The following is an 18,394-nucleotide window of genomic DNA, read 5'->3' as shown; positions in this document are numbered from 1 at the left end:
CTGCTCCTGTTTCTTGGAATCCGATTACTCTACACTAATCGTTTTTTTCTGGAGACCGAATTGAAGAAGTCCATTGTCACTGCTGCCCAGGGAGTGCCCGCGGTTGCGTCACACGCCGCCGCGCCAGAGGTCAAGGTCGTGCAGGAGGAAGGGTTTGTCGACTTTGAGTTTCCGGTACAAAAAGTTGAACAGCTCAAGGATGGAACGCGTTGCGTAGTGGTGCTGGGCAGCCTGGATGGGCAGCCGCTCGGCTTTGCCGTCGAGTTCCACCCGAACTGGGAGGCCAGGCAGCTCGATGGCTCGGAGCAGTGGGTGTATTGGGGGAGCGGTCGCTTTGTAAGCACGGGCGGCGATACCGACCGGTTTGTTGCTGCGCTGGCGCGGCTGTATGGACTGGATGCAGCCGGCCGGCAGGCAAAAGCGAGCGTCGAGGCTGAAGTGGTGGGCCTGGGCAGCGACCCGGCGCTGATGCACACTGCCCCGACCAGGATGAAGTTCTTCTTCCAGGGCGATGGTTCGGAAGCCCAGTACAGCGAAGTCTTCATCCATGCCGACTTGCCGAGGGGCGTCCTGCGGTTCGAAGAAAAAGACCTGGATTACCGGACGCCCCTGGTCGGCAACCTGGCGCAATAATCAGAGCTGGCGGGCTTCAAAGGTATTGCACTGGGCGATTTCGCCCGATTCGATGCCGCGGTTGAACCAGCGCACGCGCTGTGCCGAGCTGCCGTGGGTGAAGGAGTCAGGCATCACTTCGCCGCCTGCCTGCTTTTGCAGCGCGTCGTCGCCGATGGCGGTGGCGGCGTTCAGCGCTGCTTCCACGTCGCCTTTTTCGATGATGCTGCGCGCGCGGTTGGCGTGGTAGGCCCAGACGCCGGCGAAGCAGTCGGCCTGCAGTTCCAGCCGCACCGACAGGGCATTGGCCTGGCGTTCGGAGGCATTGCGCTGGGCGTTATGCACCTTGTCGCTCAGGCCCATCAGGTTCTGTACGTGGTGGCCGACTTCGTGTGCCACGACGTAGGCCTGCGCGAATTCGCCAGGGGCGCGGAAGCGCTGCTCCAGCAGGCGGAAGAAGTCGAGGTCGATGTAGATGTCCTGGTCGCCCGGGCAGTAGAAGGGCCCGGTGGCCGAGCGTCCGGTGCCGCAGGCGGTCTGGATCGCGCCGGTGAAGACCTTCATCTTGGGCATCTGGTAGGTGCCGCCGTTGCGGCGGAACAGGTCCGTCCAGACGTCTTCCGTGTCGGCCAGCACGACCTTCATCAATTTGTATTCGCGGTCGTTGGCTTCGGTACGCGGGCGATGTTGCTGCTGCTGGCTTACCTGGGCCGGGCCACCGCCGCCGCTCAACAGGCCAAGGATGGTCATGGGGTTGACGCCCAACACCCAGCCGCCTATCAGCGCAACGACGATTGTGCCGATACCGATCGATCGGCCGCCGAAACCGAAGCCGCCGCCTCCGCCGCCATCGCCACGGTGATCTTCGACGTTATCGCTTTCCCGGTTACCTTCCCAACGCATTTTTTAACTCCTTGTTTATTTTCGCTAAGTGTAACGCATTGGTGCGCGGGGCAGGCGCACGTAGAATGCCGGGAATGAAGATTGAACGCAAAACGATGGCCCTGGCGCTGGCCGCTGTGATGGTCTTGGCAACTGTGGCGGGCGGCGGCTGGTACTACCTGCGGTTAAAGGAGCGCGGCAGCGTGCCGTGTGCGCAGCAGCCGCCGTCCCAATTCAGCCACTATTGCCTGGCGCAGTCGCAGGCGGCAGCCGATCAGGGCGACCGGGCCGCGATGGCGGCCCTGGTGGAATATTTCGACAAGCGCCAGCCGGCTGAAGCAATCCGCTGGACGCGGGCGGCGGCGAAACTGGGCGAGCCGCGTGCAATCGGGCGGGTGCTGTCTGCATGCGGTGCGGCGGGGCCGTACTCGGTCGAGGAGGCGCAGGCTTTGCTGCCGGCGGCGCCGATGCTGGAAGCATTGAACTTCCGTCTCGGTGGAGCGTGCGCGCCGGCGGATGTGGGGGCTGCGCGCGCCATCGAGCCGGCGCAATTGCTGGCGGTGCAGGACGGCGCTGGCTTGTGCAAGGTAGCGGTGCGCTATGGTTTGCTGCGCCTGTCGCCCGATGGGGCAGCACTGGATTCGCAGGGGGCGCAGCACCTGCTGGCTGAGTGCGAGCGCCGCCAGCAGGTGCCGGCCGCCGCCCGCAAGGAGGCGGAGATGGTGCGGCAGATGCTGGCGCGCGAGATCAATCCGGTCCGTATCAGCGTTGATTGACCCAGACCGGAGCTGACCACAGCTGCTTGCCGTCGTCCTGCGTGATGCGGGCGTAGTAGAAGTGTGGGCCGGGTAGCGGCGTAAAGTTGTGCAGCATGGCGCTCACGCCGGGCAGGGGCTGGACCGCGCCACGACGGCCCGGCACGCCCTCCAGGATCTCGAGCGCCGCGACGCTGCGTCCGGCCGTGCTGGCGTAACGCACTTGCAGTGCGAGCGGGCCACTGTTGTCCATCTGGCTGCCCATCATGTTGTCGTTGGCAGTCAGGGCGATGGCGGCCTGCTTGTCCATCGTCGCGAACACACGGCGGGCGCGGATGGCCTCGAGCAGCGCGTCGACGCTCGGCATCGTACCGGCGGGAAGCAGGATGCCGGTGCGATTGCTGTACGAGGCGCCCCAGTTGGCGCAATGGTTGTCCTGGTCGCTGCTGAACGCAAGGCGGTAGCCGGCTTCCAGCAACTTGCCGCAGGCTTCTTCGTAGAAGCTGTGGCGTGGTTCTCCTTCGTCGAGGCGTTTCGAGAAAGCGTTGCTGTTCATGACTTCGCACAGGGCCATGACGGCGCCGCCATCTTCGCTGAAGGCCAGCGCTTTGCCCTTGATCGGGAACTGGCCGGCACCCGGGTGGTTGAACTGGCCGAGCCAGCCTTGCTGCTTCATCAGCGTGTACAAGGCGGCGTAATCGTTCTTTGGCGTGACCACGTCGGCAAAGGGTTGGCCGCTGGCGCTGCGCTCCCAGCCCAGCAGTGCAGGACTGTTCAGGATATTGAGGTGGCCGCCGCCGCTGATGACGCCCCATTCCATGCCGTACATCGCGACAAATCCCGGGTGCCGGGCGCTGTACTGTTCGGCGCTGGCGATGCCGATACGGTACAGCTGGCGGGCGGCCAGCGGGTCGGCATCGGGATCGCTGCCTTCGCTGCCATCGTACATATGATTGTGTTCCGACGTGAGCAGGAATTGCAGGCCGTGCTGCCGGGCGAAGTGGTAGGCGTCTTCGGGGCCGAACGCGCCTGTGCGGGGCGCCTGGGCGCCGCGGCAGCTGGCGGGATCGCCGCCGCCGTCGCTATGGTTGGTCTGGCTGTGCAGGTTTCCATAGACGATGTCGAAGGCCAGGCCGTCGAAATGCGGCGGCCCGGCGCTGTCCATTGCCGCCGCCGTGGCGGCCTGCAACGGCGCCGGCCGGCCAATTGCGATCGGGCGCTGCTGGCGGATCGGGCCGGCCTGCAGTCGCAGCGTGTAAATGCCGGCGGGGAGGGCGGCCGGCGCGCGCCAGTTCACCGTGGCCCGGCCACTATCTCCACGCAAGACGTGGCGTCCGCGCCACTGCCGGACCAGGCCGCCGCCGGGCCGGTACAGCGCCAACGTCCAGTTCACGTTGCGCGCCGCATTTGCACCGGGAAGTGTAAAGTGCACTATGAAAGTCCGGCTCGCGCCCGGTGCGGCGGGCCGGAAGGCGGCCTCCAGCATGGCATCGAATTCGCGGTGTTCCAATACTGGCGCGGGTGGCTGAGCCTGCGCACGGGGCGGAGCGGCGCTGGCGGGGGCGCCAAGGCCAAGGCCGGCAAAATGCATGCAGGCTAGGAAATTCCGGCAAGCCCGGGATGCCGGTAAGATGTGGAATCCATTTTTCATGATGAGCCCTCCTGTCGAGCTTTGGACCAGGGGGAGTTGAATTGGTTCCGTTCAGGGCTGCTTTAATAGTATGCTGCTCAAATGCAAGACTTTTCTCAATGGATGAGGCGGAGGTGGCGTGGCCTGGGCGGCGGGCGGGCCCTCCTATGGTTGCTCGGCCTGTCGCTGGCATCCGCCGTTGGCGCGACCTTGTATGCCATCACTTCCCATACGGTGGAGGATGAGGCGCAGCTGCGCTTTGACAATCTGAACCGCGCCACCCAGTACAGTATTTCGGCGCGCGTGAAGGCCTATTCGGACGTGGTGCGCGGCCTGGTGGCGCTGTTCCAGACCACCGACCATGTCACCCGGCTGCAATTCCGGCAGTACGTGACGACCCTGAACATCGGCAAGCACTACCCGGCACTCGAGGCCATCAACTATGCGCCGAACGTGCCACATGCGGAGCGCGAGGCCTTCGTCGCTGCGGTGCGGGCCGATACCAGCCTGACGCCCGGCGGTTATCCGAAATTCGACATCAAGCCGCCGGGCAAGCGGGAACAGTATGCGCCGCTGACTTACCTGGAGCCGATGGGCCTGATGATGGAAAAGTTTGGCGTCGACATCATTGCCAATCCAGCCATCGACCGTGCCATGCAGCTGTCGCGCGACACGGGCGAGATCAGCGCGTCGGGCCAGCCGGTGCTGCTCAAGCAGCCGGTACCCCATATCGGGCTGGGCATGCGCCTGCCCGTCTACAAGCGCGGCATGCCGGTGGATGATGTGAGCAGCCGCCGCGCCAATTTCATCGGCACGGTCGGCATCGGCTTTTCGGTTTCCAAGCTGATCCAGGGGGCGATCGACGAGATGGCGGACCGCCAGGTGCACATGATCCTGTACTCGGACGCGTCCACCGATCCCGAAAAACGCAACCTCACCATCGAACCTGATGACCGGCTGCTGTTCAACGATAACGGTTCGATCGACAAGCCTGCTGCATTGCCGGGCGATCCCGGCGACTATTTCATTTCCGTGTTGCCGATCGATTTCAACGGCAGCCTGTGGAAAGCCCAGTTCTACGCGCGCAAGGACGCGATGATCGTCGGCTTCGACCGCTGGATACCCTACCTGGCCCTGGTCACGGGTTTTTCCGGAACGCTGCTGGTCTACGGCTACCTGTTCACCATGTATTCGCAGCGCCGCAATGCGCTGGAGCAGCGCCGCCTGCTGGATAGCGTGCTCGATAACGTCGAGGCGCACGTCTACATGAAGGACCAGGACCGCCGCTATGTCTACGTCAACGCCAAGATGGCGGAGGTGATCGGCTTGCCGGTCGAGGACATCATCGGCCGCCTGGATATCGAAGTCATGCGCAAGCGCGAGGCCGACGACGCCTGGCAGGAGGACCACGTGGTCCTGACCGATCGCCAGAAACGCTCGGGCGAGGCGAGCTACACCGACCGCCACGGCGTGGTGCACCACCTGTGGACGGTGAAGGCTCCGGTGCGGCTGGAGAAGGATGTGACGGTGGTGATTGCGCTGTCCACCGACGTCACCGAATTGCATATGCTGAAAGAACAGGCGCGCGCGGCCAACCAGGCCAAGAGCGATTTCCTGTCCAATATGAGCCACGAGATCCGCACGCCGATGAATTCCGTGATCGGCATGGCGCACCTGGCCTTGAAGGGCGCCACCAATCCGAAGCAGAAGGATTACCTGCAAAAGATTTACCACTCCGGCCAGCACCTGCTGGGCATCATCAACGACATCCTCGACTTCTCCAAGATCGAAGCCGGCAAACTGGACCTGGAAGTGCTGGACTTTGCGCTGGAGTCCCTGCTGACCAATATCTCGGGCCAGCTGGGCGAGGCGGCCAGCCGCAAAGGCCTGGAGCTGGTGTTCGAGATCTGGCCGGGACTGTCGCACCAGTTGCGCGGCGACCCGCTGCGCCTGGAGCAGGTGCTGTTGAACTTCACCAGCAATGCCATCAAGTTCTCTGAAAACAGCAAGATCTACATCCGCGCGCGGCCGGTCGAGGACCGCGACAACTACACCGTAGTGCGCTTCGAAGTGCAGGACAACGGCATCGGCATGACGCCGGCCCAGGTCTCGAGCCTGTTCCAGTCCTTCCACCAGGGCGACACGTCGACTACCCGCAAGTACGGCGGCACCGGCCTGGGCCTGGTGATCAGCAAGCAGCTGGCGGAGCTGATGGACGGCACGGTGGGCGTGGAAAGCGAGCCAGGCAAGGGTTCGACCTTCTGGTTCACGGCCAAGCTGCAGAAGGGGACGCACCTGCTGCAGGCCACCGACTCCAACGCGCTGCAGCCGGACATGCTGGCGCCCATCCACGGCGCCTCGATCCTGCTGGTCGAAGACAACATCTTCAGCCAGCAGGTCGGGCAGGAGCTGCTGGAGGACGCCGGCGCCACGGTGGTGGTGGCCAACAACGGCAAGGAAGCCATCGACCTGCTGTTGAAAGAGCACTTCGACTGCGTGCTGATGGACGTGCAGATGCCGGTGATGGACGGTTACGAGGCCACCCGCATCATCCGCGCCCATCCCAAGCTGTCCGGCACCCTGATCATCGCCATGACGGCCAACGCGGGCCGCGAGGACCAGGCGCGCTGCCTGGCTGCCGGCATGGACGAATTCGTCACCAAGCCGATTGCGCCGACCCTGCTGTTCTCGGTGCTGTCCAAGTGGATGAGCCAGCGCGCAGCCGAAGGGCGCATGGCGCAGGTGCGCAGCACCACGACGCCTGGCCAGCCGCAGCCGCAGCCGGCGCCTGCGCCTGCGCCGGTGCCTGAACCTGCCGCCGAGCAGGAGCCTGGCAATGGCGGCGAATCGGAGCTGTTCGACCTGCGCGCCCTGGCCCAGACTTTCGGCAACAAGCCTGAAAAGATGCGCAAGTACGCCAATATGTTCATCGACTCGGCGCAGGAAGGCTTGCGCGAAGTGCAGGTTGCGCTGGAGGCGGGCGATATCGTGCGCTTGTCGGAGCTGGGCCACCGCATCAAGTCTTCCGCGCGGGCGGTGGGCGCCATGAGTTTTGCGGACCTGTGCCTGGCGCTGGAAAAAATGGTGCCGGCCGACGGCATCGACCGTGCCCGCGCCATCGTCAGCCAGATGCAGCCTTTGCTGGATCGCCTGCGCGAGCATATTGCCCAGGAAATGAACGCCAATATTCCCGGATAGCCGACTTTGCGGCGATAATGGCGTTCCACGCTATTTCGCTGCTTTTACATGGCCCAAAGCATCCAACCCGGACTCCTGATTTTGCACGGCAACCAGCTGGAAGAGCTGCGCAGCGCCGTGTTCCAGTGGTTGCGCGACCATCCGCTGGCGCCGCTGGAGCAGGAGATTTTCCTGGTGCAGTCGAACGGCGTGGCCGAATGGCTGAAGATTGCCCTGGCTGAGGAAACGGGCCTGTGCGGCGCCACCCGCGTTGCGCTGCCGGCGCGGCTGCTGTGGGAAATCTATCGGGGCATGCTGGGACATGCGCGCGTGCCGCCGATTTCCGCTTTCGATAAAGGTCCCTTGACCTGGCGCCTGATGCGCCTGCTGCCGCAGTTGCTGGTGCGGGATGCCTTTGTGCCGTTGCGCCATTTCCTGCGCGACGGCGACCCGGAGCGCCGCCTGCAGCTGGCCGAACGCCTAGCCGACCTGTTCGACCAGTACCAGGTGTACCGGGCTGACTGGCTGGAGGACTGGGCTGCGGGCCGCGACCAGCTGCGCAACGCGCGCGGCGAGGCTGTGCCGCTGGCGGCCGACCAGCGCTGGCAGGCCGAGTTATGGCGTGCCGTCGCAGCCAGCGTGCCGGAAGAAGGGCGCGGCCTCGGACGCGCCAGCGTCCATGCAGCCTTCGTCGATGCTGTGCAGCGCGGCGATACGCCGCTGGGCCGGCTGCCGCGCCGCATCGTGCTGTTCGGCGTATCGGCGTTGCCGTACCAGACTTTGCAGGCCATGGCTTCGCTGGCGCGCTTCACCCAGGTGGTGATCGCGGTCCCCAATCCCTGCCGCTACTACTGGGGCGACATCATCGAAGGCCGCGACTTGCTGCGCGCCGCGCGCCACCGCCACGCTGCGCGCAAGGACATCGACTTGTCGGCTGTGCCGCTGGAAGCGCTGCACGCGCACAGCCATCCGCTGCTGGCGAGCTGGGGGCGGCAGGGGCGCGACTATATCCGCATGCTGGACGAATTCGACACCGCCAGCGACCTGGAAGGGCGCGACGACAAGCTGCGCGTGGACCTGTTCGGGGATGAAGCAGGCGGGACGCTGCTGGCGCAGGTACAGGCGGCGGTGCGCGACATGCTGCCGCTGGCCGAGCATCCGCGCGTTGCGCCCGAGGACAGCGACCGCTCCATCGAATTCCACGTGGCGCACAGCGTGCAGCGCGAAGTCGAAATCCTGCATGACCAGTTGCTGGCCATGTTTGCCGCCGATCCCTCGCTGCGGCCGCGCGACGTGGTGGTGATGGTGCCGGATATCGATGTCTTTACCGCCTCGATCCGCGCCGTGTTCGGCCAGCACCGCCGCCATGACCCGCGCTATATCCCGCACGAAATCGGCGACGTCAACGACCGCAGCGTCAATCCGCTGCTGGTGGCGCTGGAGTGGCTGCTGCGGCTGCCGCAGCAGCGCTGCCGCCAGAGCGAGGTGCGCGACCTGCTGGATGTGCCGGCCCTGGCGCGCCGTTTCGGCCTGTCCGAAGACGACTTGCCGACCCTGGGCCAGTGGATCGAAGGCGCCGGCGTGCGTTGGGGCCTGGATGCAGGCCATCGTGCGGGCTTGGGCCTGGCGCCGGCAGGCGAGCAGAATGCCTGGATGTTCGGCGTGCGCCGCATGCTGCTGGGCTATGCGGCAGGCAAGGGCTCGGCCTATGCCGGCGTCGAACCGTATTCGGAAGTTGGCGGGCTGGACGCCGCCCTGGCCGGTTCGCTGGCGCAATTGATCGAGGCCTTGCTGGCCTGGCGCGAACGGCTGGACGTGGCGCGCCGGCCTGCCGATTGGGCCGAGCAGGCGCGCCTGCTGCTGGCAGGCTTCTTCAGCGACCGCGACGAAAGCGACCGCCTGACGCTGGCGCGCCTGGACGATGCGCTGGATAAGTGGCTGGAGACTTGCGAGGACGCCGGTTTCGACGAGGAAGTGCCGCTGGCAACCCTGCGCGAAGCGTGGATGGGCGGCCTTGACGAACCGTCGCTGGAACACCAGTTCGTGTCGGGCGGCGTCACCTTCTGCACCCTGATGCCGATGCGCGCCGTGCCGTTTCGCGTGGTCTGCCTGCTGGGCATGAACGACGGCGACTTCCCGCGCCGCGCCAGCCGCGCCGACTTCGACCTGCTGGCCTTGCCCGGCATGGCGCGTCCCGGCGACCGTTCGCGCCGCGACGACGACCGCTACCTGATGCTGGAAGCCGTGCTGGCCGCGCGCGACAAGCTGTACGTGAGCTGGGTCGGACGCAATGTGCGCGACAACAGCGAACAGCCGCCTTCGGTGCTGGTGGCGCAGTTGCGCGATTACCTGCATGCCGGCTGGGGCCTGGATCTCGCCGCGCGCACCACCTTGCATGCGCTGCAGCCTTTCAGCCGCGCCTACTTCGAGCGCGGCGGCTTGCTGACCTTTGCCGGTGAATGGCGCGCGGCGCATGACGCCGGCGATGCGCCTGCGGCGCCCGTGGCGTTGCCGCCCTACGAGGTGGAAGAGGGGTTCCGGCTGCGGCTTTCCACGCTGGCAGCCTTCCTGCGCCAGCCGGTGCGGCATTTCTTCCGCCAGCGCCTGGGCGTCTACTTTGCCGAATCGGCGATGATTGGCGAGGATGAGGAACCGTTCCAGCTGGACGGCCTTGAACGCTACAACCTGGAAGATGCGATGCTGGCGGACGGCGGCGAAATGGAGCCGATTGAAGAGGTGCGCGCCACCTTGCGCGAACGCGGCCAGCGCCTGCGGCGCCAGGGCGTGCTGCCGATCGGCTTGATCGGCGACCGGGTGCTGGACGAGCTGGTCGAAGAACTGGTGCCTGTGCGGACGGCCTGGCTGTCGCTGCGCGGCACATACAGCGAAGATGCGCCCAAACTGGCCGTCCACCTTAAAGTCGCTGGCCTGGAGCTGGAAGACTGGATCGACCAGTTGCACCGGGCCGAGGGCGCCACGGTATGGCTGATGCAGATGTCGTCGCGCGTGTGCGATAAATCCGGCGCGCCGCGCGGTGAAAAGCTGATCCCGATGTGGCTGCGCCAGCTGGCCGCAGCCGCGCAGGGCCATCCGGTGACCGGCTTCCTGGTTGCGCGTGATGCGATCGTGATCATGGCGCCGCTTGAGCCGCAGGCTGCGCTTGCGGTCCTGGCGCGCATTGCCGAATTGTGGCGGGAGGGAATGGACCAGCCATTGCCCGCAGCCTGCAAGACCGGGCTCGCGCTGGTGATGGAGGGCGATCCGCGCAGCGTCTACGACGGCGGCTTCGAGCTGTCAGGCGAGAACGAGGACCCGTGCCTGGCCCGCCTGTGGCCGGACTTTGCCGCCCTGGCGGGAGACCCCGGCTTTGCGGACACCAGCCGAGCGCTATACCAGCCGCTGGCGGACTGGCTGGCGCAATCGGTTGCGGTGCAGCCGATCGAGGGCGACGGGGAGGGCGAGGCATGAGCATCGCCCTGAATCCGCTCGACTTCCCGCTGCATGGGTCGCGCCTGATCGAAGCCAGCGCCGGCACCGGCAAGACCTGGACCATCGCCGCCCTGTACGTGCGCCTGGTGCTGGGGCATGGCGGCGCGAACGGCTATCGCCGGCCGCTGATGCCGAACGAAATCCTGGTCATGACGTTCACCCGCGCGGCCACCCGCGAACTGTCCAACCGGGTGCGCGAACGCCTGGTGGAAGCGGCAGCGTACTTCCGGGCTGAAACGCCGCAGACACCCGATTCCTACCTGGACGCGCTGCTGGAAGCATTGCCCGACCATGCCGCGCGCCAGCAGGCAGCCTATCGCCTGCAGCTGGCAGCCGAAACGATGGACGAGGCGTCAATCTTCACCATCGATGCCTGGTGCCAGCGCATGCTGCGCGAGCACGCTTTCGACAGCGGCAACCTGTTCGACGAAGAGTTGCTCAGCGACGAGGCGGCGCTGTATGAAGACGCGGTGCATGATTACTGGCGCCAGCAGGTGTACCCGCTGGGCGAACAGGCTTTGCGTGTGCTGCTTTCCGCCTGCCGCGACGTGTCCGCGCTCGGCCGCAGCGTGCGCGACCTGGCGCGCCGGCCTGATGCCGCAGGGCTGGCAGGCCGGGAGCCGCTGGGCGCCATGATCGGCCGCGTGCAGGGCGAGCAGCAGGCCGCGCTGGCGGCGCTGAAGCAAGGCTGGGCCGAGCGGGCAGCGCGCATGGAAAGCTGGATCGCATCCCAGCGCGAGGCCAATCCGAAGTGCTTCAACGGCACCAAGCTGCGCGCCGACAATGTCGCCAAATGGTTCGCGGCCCTGCGCGACTGGGCCAACGATCCTGCGCTGGCCGAACCGGACATGAACGCCACGCCGTGGTTCCGCCTGACCCCGGCCGGCATGGCCGACGCTTGCGCCAAGGGCTTCGCGCCCGACATTCCGGCGGACTTCGAAGGGATCGCGCCGCTGCGCCGCGCCCTCGATGCCATCGAGCCGCTGCGCCACCACGTACTCCGCCATGCAGCTGCGACGATTGCCGCGCGCATGGAGGAATTGAAACGCCAGCAAAGGCTGTTCGGCTTTGCCGACATGCTGGAGCGCCTGCGCGGTGCGCTGGAAGGCGCCAATGGCGAGGCGCTGCGCCAGCGTATCGTCAACCAGTTCCCGGTGGCCATGGTCGACGAGTTCCAGGACACGGCGCCCAGCCAGTACCGCATTTTCAACCTGCTGTACCAGGTCGCCGCCAACGACCCCGATCTCGGCCTGTTCCTGATCGGCGATCCGAAACAGTCGATCTACGGCTTTCGCGGCGCCGACATCCACAGCTACCTCGATGCGCGCCGTGCCACGCAGGGCCGTCATTACCAGCTTGGCACCAACTTCCGCTCCACGGCGCAGATCGTGGCTGCGGTCAACCAGGTCTTCCTGCACGCGGAAGGCGTGGCCGGGCAGGGCGGGTTTGCGCGCGGGGCGTTCCGCTTCCGCACCGACAAGGGCAATCCGCTGCCGTTCGAGGCGGTGGGCGCGCGCGGCCGCGCGGAGCGGCTGGTGGGCCCGGCCGGCGACATCCAGGCGTTGACGGCCGGCTGCACCATGGAGCAGCTGGGCGCCGACGCCTATCGCGAGTACTTCGCGGAGCAGTGCGCCGAGCATATCGCCTGCCTGCTCAACGACCCGGCTACCGGCTTCCAGGGCGGCGAGGGCTTCAGGCGCCTGCAACCGGCCGACATCGCCGTCCTGGTGCGCGAGCGCCGTGAAGCGGCTGCCGTGCGCCGTTCGCTGCAACGCCGGCTGGTGCCAAGCGTGTACCTGTCCGACAAGGACTCGGTGCTCTCCAGCGACGAAGCTGCGGACATGCTGCGCTGGCTCTCGGCAGTCGCCAACCCGCTCGATGGCCAACTGGCGCGCACCGCGTTTGCCACCCGCACCGCCAACCTGCCGCTGGCAGAACTGGCCCGGTTTTCGGCCGACGAACTGGCCTGGGAGCGCCGCGTCGAACAGCTCAAGGAGTTGCACGTGGTCTGGCAGCGCCAGGGCGTGCTGGCCATGCTGCGCCGCTTCATCCACGACCTTGGCCTGCCTGCGCAGCTGCTGGCGCGGCCCGGCGGCGAACGCAGCCTGACCAACCTGCTGCACCTGGCCGAGCTGCTGCAGCAGGCCAGCCGGCAGCTGGAAGGCGAACAGGCGCTGATACGCTGGCTGGCGGAGCAGATCGACGACGAGACGGACGGCGGCGATGAACGCGTGCTGCGGCTGGAGTCGGACGCGGAGCTGGTCAAGGTGGTTACCGTGCACAAGTCAAAGGGCCTGGAATACCCGCTGGTCTACCTGCCGTTCGCCGTCACGGTGCGCAAGGTGGACAAGCGCAACCGCACCTTCTTCGAATACACCGATGCCGACGGCGAGCGCCGTCTTGACATGCACCTGTCCGAAGAAGGCCAGCTGGCAGCCGAAGCGGCCCGCATCGAGGAAGACCTGCGCCTGCTGTATGTCGCGCTGACGCGCGCCCGGCATTTCCTGTGGCTTGGCGTGGCCGCACTGCCGGCGCGCAAGAAGGACGAAAATACCCTGCACGATTCGGCGCTTGGCTACCTGCTGACCGGCGGCGAGCCGCTGCCTGCCGGCCAGTTGCTGGAAAGCTGGCAGCAGTTGCGCGGCGATTGCGATGCCATTTCCATCGCCCTGCTGGAGCCCGCCGTGCCGGTGACGCGCCTGGCGCGCGCGGTCGAGCGTCCGCCGCTGGAAGCGCCGCTGGCGTACCAGGGCGATTTTGAACGCGACTGGTCGGTCGGCAGCTTCACCTCCCTGGCAAGGCGCAGCGGCAGCGAGCCGTTGCCTGCACCCATGCACGCCGCGCAGGAAACGCTGCTGGAAGGCGAGGAAGAGGGCGCAGCGCTGCGCATCGAGGATACGGCCTGGCACCGCTTCCCGCGCGGCTCGGTGCCCGGCAACTTCCTGCACGACCAGCTGGAAACGCTGGCGCGCGACGGCTTTGCGTCGATCCACCAGGAGCACTATACGGAACGCGCCGCGCGCCAGATCAAGCGCGCCGGCTGGGGCCATCGTGAAGCCGATACCCTGGAATGGCTGAAGGTGATCGTCACCACCGAACTGCCGCCGCTGGGCAGCGCGCTGGACGCGATCGGGCAACTGCTGCCGGAAATGGAATTCTGGTTCCCGAGCGAGCGTCTGGATACAGCGCAGCTGGATCGCCTGTGCCGCCAGCACCTGCTGGACGGCATTGCCCGTCCCGGCTTGCCGCAGCGCGAGCTGCACGGCATGCTGAAAGGCTTCTGCGACCTGGTTTTCGAATGCCAGGGCCGGTACTGGGTGCTGGACTACAAATCGAACGCACTGGGCGGCGGCGATGCCGCCTATCACAAGGCTGCGCTGGCGCACGGCATGGCGGCGCACCGCTACGACGTGCAGGGCGCCATCTACATGCTGGCCCTGCACCGGTTGCTGCGCACGCGCCTGGGCGAGTCCTACGACCCGGCCGCGCAACTGGGCGGCGCGATCTTCTACTTCCTGCGCGGGGTCGGCAACGAGCAGACGCGCGGGTGCTACCTGCTGCCGCCCGATGCGCAGCTGCTGGACGGACTGGACGGGCTTTGCCGATGAGTTTTTACGAACATGCCGACATGCTGGCCGAAGGCGGCATGCTGCGCCGCCTGGGTCCTGTGTTTGCGCGCTTTGTGACGGCGCTTGCGCCGGACGGCAGTCCCGCATCGGGCCGGCCGCTGGCGTTGGCCTGCCTGCTGCTGTCCGAGCTCGAAGGACGCGGCCACAGTTGCCTGCAACTGGCGGCGCTGGCCGCCGATCCCTCGCCCATGCTGGGCTGGGGCGAAGACGACTGGCAAAGCCTGTGCGAGGAGGCCGGCGAACTGCCGCAAGGGCTGGCGGGCTGGCACGAATTCCTGCAGGCCTGCCCGCAAGTGCTGGCCTGGCCGGGCGGCGTGGAAAGGGGCCAGCCGCTGGTGCTTGCTGGCGGCCGGCTGTACCTGCGCCGCTACTGGTCGGACGAGAACACGGTGGCAGATGCCGTGCGCGCCCGCACCGGCACGGATAAAGGGGGGCCGCCACCCTCCCTGGTGCGCGAATGGCTGGACCGGCTGTTCACGCACGCCACGCGCGAGGGCGGGGCCGACTGGCAGAAGATCGCCTGCGCGGTCGCTACGCGCGGCGGCCTGGCAGTCATCACCGGCGGTCCCGGCACCGGCAAGACTTATACGGTGGCGCGCCTGCTTGCCTTGCTGTTTGCGGTTGAAGGCGTCCATGCCGACCAGCTGCGCGTGGCGCTCGCGGCGCCAACCGGCAAGGCTGCCGCGCGCCTGAAGCAGGCCATTGACGGCGCGCTGGGCGACCTGGAGCAAAGCCTTGGCGGCGCATTGCCGCTGCGTGAGCTGGCGCAGCGCATGGGCGGCGCCCGCACCCTGCATTCCCTGCTCGGTGCCCGTCCGGAGACGCGGGCCTTCCGCCACAATGCCGGCAATCCGCTCGACGTGGACGTGCTGATCGTCGATGAGGCGTCGATGGTGCACCTGGAAATGATGGCAGCCCTGCTCGATGCCTTGCCCGGCGGCGCGCGCCTGGTCCTGCTGGGCGACAAGGACCAGTTGGCATCGGTGGAAGCGGGTTCGGTGCTGGGCGACCTGTGCCATGATGCGCAGGCCGGTGGCTACGACGCCGCCACGGCGGCCTTTGTGGTAGCGGCATCGGGCCAGGCCATCCCGCCGGAATTCCTCGGCAATGCCGGCGCCCTGGCGCAGCAGACCGTCATGCTGCGCCAGAGCCGCCGTTTCGGCGGCCCGATCGGCCAGTTGGCCAATGCCGTCAATCACGGCGATGCCGACGCGGCCCGCGCCGTGCTGCGCGCCGACAGCGGGGGACAACTGCACTGGAACGAAGCGGCGCAGCAGGAGGACATGCTGCGCCTGGCAGTCGAAGGCTACCGGCCTTTCCTGCAGATGGTCGGGCAGGGCCCCGGCGCTGCCGGCCATGATGCCTGGGCCGCCGGCGTGCTGGCTGAATTCGAAGGTTTCCGCCTGCTGTGCGCCGTGCGCGAGGGCGAATGGGGCGTCTCGGGCCTGAACGACAGCATTGCGCAACGCCTTGAACAGCTTGACTTGCTGAAGCGGCGCGGCGACTGGTATGTAGGACGCCCGGTCATGGTCACGCGCAACGACTACGCCACGGGCGTGTACAACGGCGATATCGGGCTGGCGTTGCCCGACCCCGGGCGCTCCGGTTCCTTGCGCGTGTATTTCTCGGAGGGCGGCCAGGTGCGCAGCGTGCTCGCGACCCGCCTGCGCAATGTGGAAACGGCTTTCGCCATGACGGTGCACAAATCGCAGGGTTCGGAATTCAGCCACACGGTGCTGGTGCTGCCGCGCGAAGCGCCCAGCGTACTGGCGCGCGAACTTGTGTACACCGGCATCACGCGCGCCCGCCAGCGCTTTACGCTGCTGACGCCCAATTCGGGCGTGCTGCCCGATGCGATCCGGCGCCGTACCGAACGCACCAGCGGCCTACGCAGCCTGCTCGCCTGATTCGCCGCCTGTCTGCAGGTCGGCGTGGATCGCCTGCAGCACCGCGTCCAGGGCCGGCGCAAGCGCCGCCAGTTCCGGCGCCGCGCCGCCGCCGGCGCGCAGCGCCCCGAGCACGCCTGCCGCGGCCTGGCGCAGGGCCTCCATGCCCAGCTGCGCCGACAGCGCGGCCAGCGTGTGCACCATGCGCTGCGCGCGCTGGCGGTCGCCCAGGGCCACGGCATCGCCAACGGCCACGTGCAGGGCGGCCTGGCCCTGCAGGAACTGGCCCAGCATCTTGCGCAGTTGCGCGTGGTTGCCATGCAGGCGCGCCAGGGCGCCGGCCATGTCGGCGCCGAGGGCGCTCAGCGCAGGAAATGCCGCTTGCGCAGCCGCCTGCGCTTCAACGCAAGCGACTGCGCCCGGCAGCGCATGGCGGAACAGGGCGGTGAAGACAAAGCGGTTGCCTTCGGCCGGATCGCTTTCCAGCAGCAGGTGGCCGCCCATCATGGCTGCCAGCTGGCGCGCCACCGAAAGGCCCAGTCCTGCTGCCGAATCGCCCGGCCCCACCGGCTCGTAGAGCTGGACTGCGGCGTCGCGCGCCGCGCCGGTGTCGCGTACTTCCCAGCGCAGTACCGTGCCATCTTCGGCGCCGGCGTCTTCTCGCCGCAGCAGCAACTGCACCTTGCCCCGCTCCGTGAATTTGACCGAATGCGCCAGCAAATGCTGCAGCAGCTGCTGCAGGCGGGCCGCGTCGCCTACCAGTTCTTCCGGCAGCGCCGCCTCCACGCTGCATTCGAGCAGCAGGCCTTTGGCTTGCGCCGCAGCCTGCCATTCCGCGCAAGCCTGTTCGGCCGCGCGGCGCGCGCTGAAGACGCATTCTTCCATGTGGAAATTGCCGGCCTCGATGCGCGAGAAATCGAGGATATCGTTGAACATCGCCATCAGGCTGGCGGCAGCGCCGTCGACCTGTTCGAGGTAGCCGCGCTGGCGCGCGTCGAGCGGCCCGCGCAAGGCCAGTTCCGTCAGGCCGATGATGGCATTGAGCGGCGTGCGGATCTCGTGGCCCATATTGGCCAGGAAGGCGCCCTTGCTGCGATGGGCGTGGTCGCTTGCCTCGTGGGCCGCGGCGATGGCCCGCTCGGCCTGGCGCAGTTCCGTGACGTCGATACCGAAGCTGAGCAGGGCGATCTCGCCTTCCTCCAGGGCGCTGTGGTGCCAGGCGATGCGGCGCTCATCGCCCGACGCCGTCTGCAGCAGATGCTCGTGGCCGGCCGGCATGGCGCGGAACTGTTCGGGGTGCCCGCCTTCCGGCCATTGCGACACGGCCGACATGGGCAGCAGCGGCAGGTCGCGCCAGACGCGTCCCAGCACGCTGTCGCGGCTGCAGCCTGTGACCTGGACCGCCGTTTCGTTGAAGATCAGTACTTCGCCCTCATGCCCCAGCCCCAGCACCAGCATGTCGGCGCTGTTCAACAGGCGGTCCAGCAGCTGGCGCGTGCAACGCAGCTTGCGCTCGGACTCGCTGCGCGCAGCGGCGGACGCGGCCAGGCTCGCCTGCAGCGCGTGCAGGGACGAGAGCAGCTCGCCCGCTTCGTCGGGGAAGGGCGGCGGGGCGGGCGATGCCAGGTCGCCGCCGCGCACACGCTGCGCAATCGCCAGCGCCTGCGCCAGCGGTTGCGTGATGCTGCGGCTGACCAGCCATGCCATGCCGATGGCAAGCGCCAGCGAAGCGGCCAGGATGGCCAGCAGCAGCGTGCTGTCGAAGCGGATGCGTTCGGCTGCCTGGCCTTCGGTAAAGCGTGCGCGGCTTGCCGCCAGGTTCACCAGGTCGTCCACCACTTGCCGGTGCTGCTCGTAATGGCGCTGCATCTTGGCCAGCGCATGGCCGGCGCGCGGCCGGTCGCCCAGCTCCAGCGCGGGCACCAGCTGGCCGAACGCTTCGTTGTAAAACGCCGTGGCCTGGATGTTGGCCTGCTTGAGCGATTCGGCCAGGCTGCCGTCCAGGGCCTGGCCCTGCCAGTAATGGACGCGCGCCACCTGTTGCGCGTGCAGGGTGCGCAGGCGCTGCGCCAGCTGTTCGCGCTCGACCTGGCTGCCGGCAGCTGCCAATTGCTGCGCGACGAGGAACGATTCAATGATGTACAGCGGCGGCGGCAGCACATCCGCAATCAGGTCCTTGCCCTGCACCACGTCGCCGTACAGCGGGCCGTTGACGCGCAATTGGTCCAGGGTGCGGAACGACCAGAATCCGTACAGCAGGAAGCCGCCGGCGAAGATCCCCACCAGGATCGCCAGGCGGCGTGCGAAGCGCAGCTTGCGCAGCAGGTCCATGGT

Annotated in this window: 9 protein-coding genes; 6 read left to right on the top strand and 3 right to left on the bottom strand. The window is 67.2% G+C overall.

All coding sequences use genetic code 11. From position 1 onward, the window contains the following. Positions 1-60 precede the first annotated feature (60 nt). Entirely contained in the window at positions 61-633 is a 573-nt protein-coding gene (locus ACN9MY_RS19280; RefSeq protein WP_426162113.1) for a hypothetical protein, read from the top strand. Here ACN9MY_RS19280 and ypfJ read toward each other — a convergent pair whose 3' ends face one another. Further along, the gene (gene ypfJ / locus ACN9MY_RS19275) at positions 634-1,515 is read right to left on the bottom strand and encodes a KPN_02809 family neutral zinc metallopeptidase (protein WP_426162112.1); all 882 of its coding nucleotides are present in this window, start codon (positions 1,513-1,515) and stop codon (positions 634-636) included. A gap of 74 nt (positions 1,516-1,589) precedes the next feature. Here ypfJ and ACN9MY_RS19270 point away from each other — a divergent pair, with 74 nt between their 5' ends. Then, complete coding sequence (locus ACN9MY_RS19270) at positions 1,590-2,270, top strand: hypothetical protein (RefSeq protein ID WP_426162111.1); 681 nt, start codon at positions 1,590-1,592, stop codon at positions 2,268-2,270. Here ACN9MY_RS19270 and ACN9MY_RS19265 read toward each other — a convergent pair. Then, entirely contained in the window at positions 2,257-3,840 is a 1,584-nt protein-coding gene (locus tag ACN9MY_RS19265) for a CehA/McbA family metallohydrolase (RefSeq protein ID WP_426335978.1), read from the bottom strand. The two genes, ACN9MY_RS19270 and ACN9MY_RS19265, sit on opposite strands and share 14 nt — an antisense overlap. Before the next feature lie 141 nt (positions 3,841-3,981). Here ACN9MY_RS19265 and ACN9MY_RS19260 point away from each other — a divergent pair, with 141 nt between their 5' ends. Genes ACN9MY_RS19260 through recD form a run of 4 tightly spaced genes read left to right on the top strand, consistent with a single transcriptional unit; the run spans position 3,982 to position 16,081 of the window. Further along, positions 3,982-7,077, top strand: a complete 3,096-nt coding sequence (locus tag ACN9MY_RS19260) for a CHASE domain-containing protein (protein WP_426335977.1) — start codon at positions 3,982-3,984, stop codon at positions 7,075-7,077. Positions 7,078-7,125: 48 nt separating this feature from the next. Next, a complete protein-coding gene (gene recC / locus ACN9MY_RS19255) occupies positions 7,126-10,524 on the top strand; it encodes an exodeoxyribonuclease V subunit gamma (protein ID WP_426335976.1) in 3,399 nt (1,132 codons plus the stop codon). After that, entirely contained in the window at positions 10,521-14,153 is a 3,633-nt protein-coding gene (recB, locus tag ACN9MY_RS19250) for an exodeoxyribonuclease V subunit beta (protein WP_426335975.1), read from the top strand. The genes recC and recB overlap by 4 nt, the downstream gene beginning before the upstream one ends. Continuing rightward, entirely contained in the window at positions 14,150-16,081 is a 1,932-nt protein-coding gene (gene recD, locus ACN9MY_RS19245) for an exodeoxyribonuclease V subunit alpha (RefSeq protein WP_426335974.1), read from the top strand. The genes recB and recD overlap by 4 nt, the downstream gene beginning before the upstream one ends. On the opposite strand, the gene ACN9MY_RS19240 is transcribed toward recD, so the two are convergent. Then, the gene (locus ACN9MY_RS19240) at positions 16,061-18,391 is read right to left on the bottom strand and encodes a histidine kinase dimerization/phospho-acceptor domain-containing protein (RefSeq protein WP_426335973.1); all 2,331 of its coding nucleotides are present in this window, start codon (positions 18,389-18,391) and stop codon (positions 16,061-16,063) included. The two genes, recD and ACN9MY_RS19240, sit on opposite strands and share 21 nt — an antisense overlap. Between the last annotated feature and the right edge of the window lie 3 nt (positions 18,392-18,394).

It is taken from the genome of Pseudoduganella sp. R-31, from assembly GCF_049913235.1.
Taxonomy (GTDB): domain Bacteria; phylum Pseudomonadota; class Gammaproteobacteria; order Burkholderiales; family Burkholderiaceae_D; genus Rugamonas.
The sequence above is the reverse complement of the archived record's forward strand: the minus strand, read 5'-3'. Positions and strand labels throughout refer to the sequence as shown.

Bases quoted from the DNA above. Each gene is read 5' to 3' on its own strand.
- ypfJ (WP_426162112.1), bottom strand. From the start codon at position 1,515: ATGCGTTGGGAAGGTAACCGGGAAAGCGATAACGTCGAAGATCACCGT.
- ACN9MY_RS19270 (WP_426162111.1), top strand. From the start codon at position 1,590: ATGAAGATTGAACGCAAAACGATGGCCCTGGCGCTGGCCGCTGTGATG.
- ACN9MY_RS19265 (WP_426335978.1), bottom strand. From the start codon at position 3,840: ATGCATTTTGCCGGCCTTGGCCTTGGCGCCCCCGCCAGCGCCGCTCCG.
- ACN9MY_RS19260 (WP_426335977.1), top strand. From the start codon at position 3,982: ATGCAAGACTTTTCTCAATGGATGAGGCGGAGGTGGCGTGGCCTGGGC.
- recC (WP_426335976.1), top strand. From the start codon at position 7,126: ATGGCCCAAAGCATCCAACCCGGACTCCTGATTTTGCACGGCAACCAG.
- recB (WP_426335975.1), top strand. From the start codon at position 10,521: ATGAGCATCGCCCTGAATCCGCTCGACTTCCCGCTGCATGGGTCGCGC.
- recD (WP_426335974.1), top strand. From the start codon at position 14,150: ATGAGTTTTTACGAACATGCCGACATGCTGGCCGAAGGCGGCATGCTG.
- ACN9MY_RS19240 (WP_426335973.1), bottom strand. From the start codon at position 18,391: ATGGACCTGCTGCGCAAGCTGCGCTTCGCACGCCGCCTGGCGATCCTG.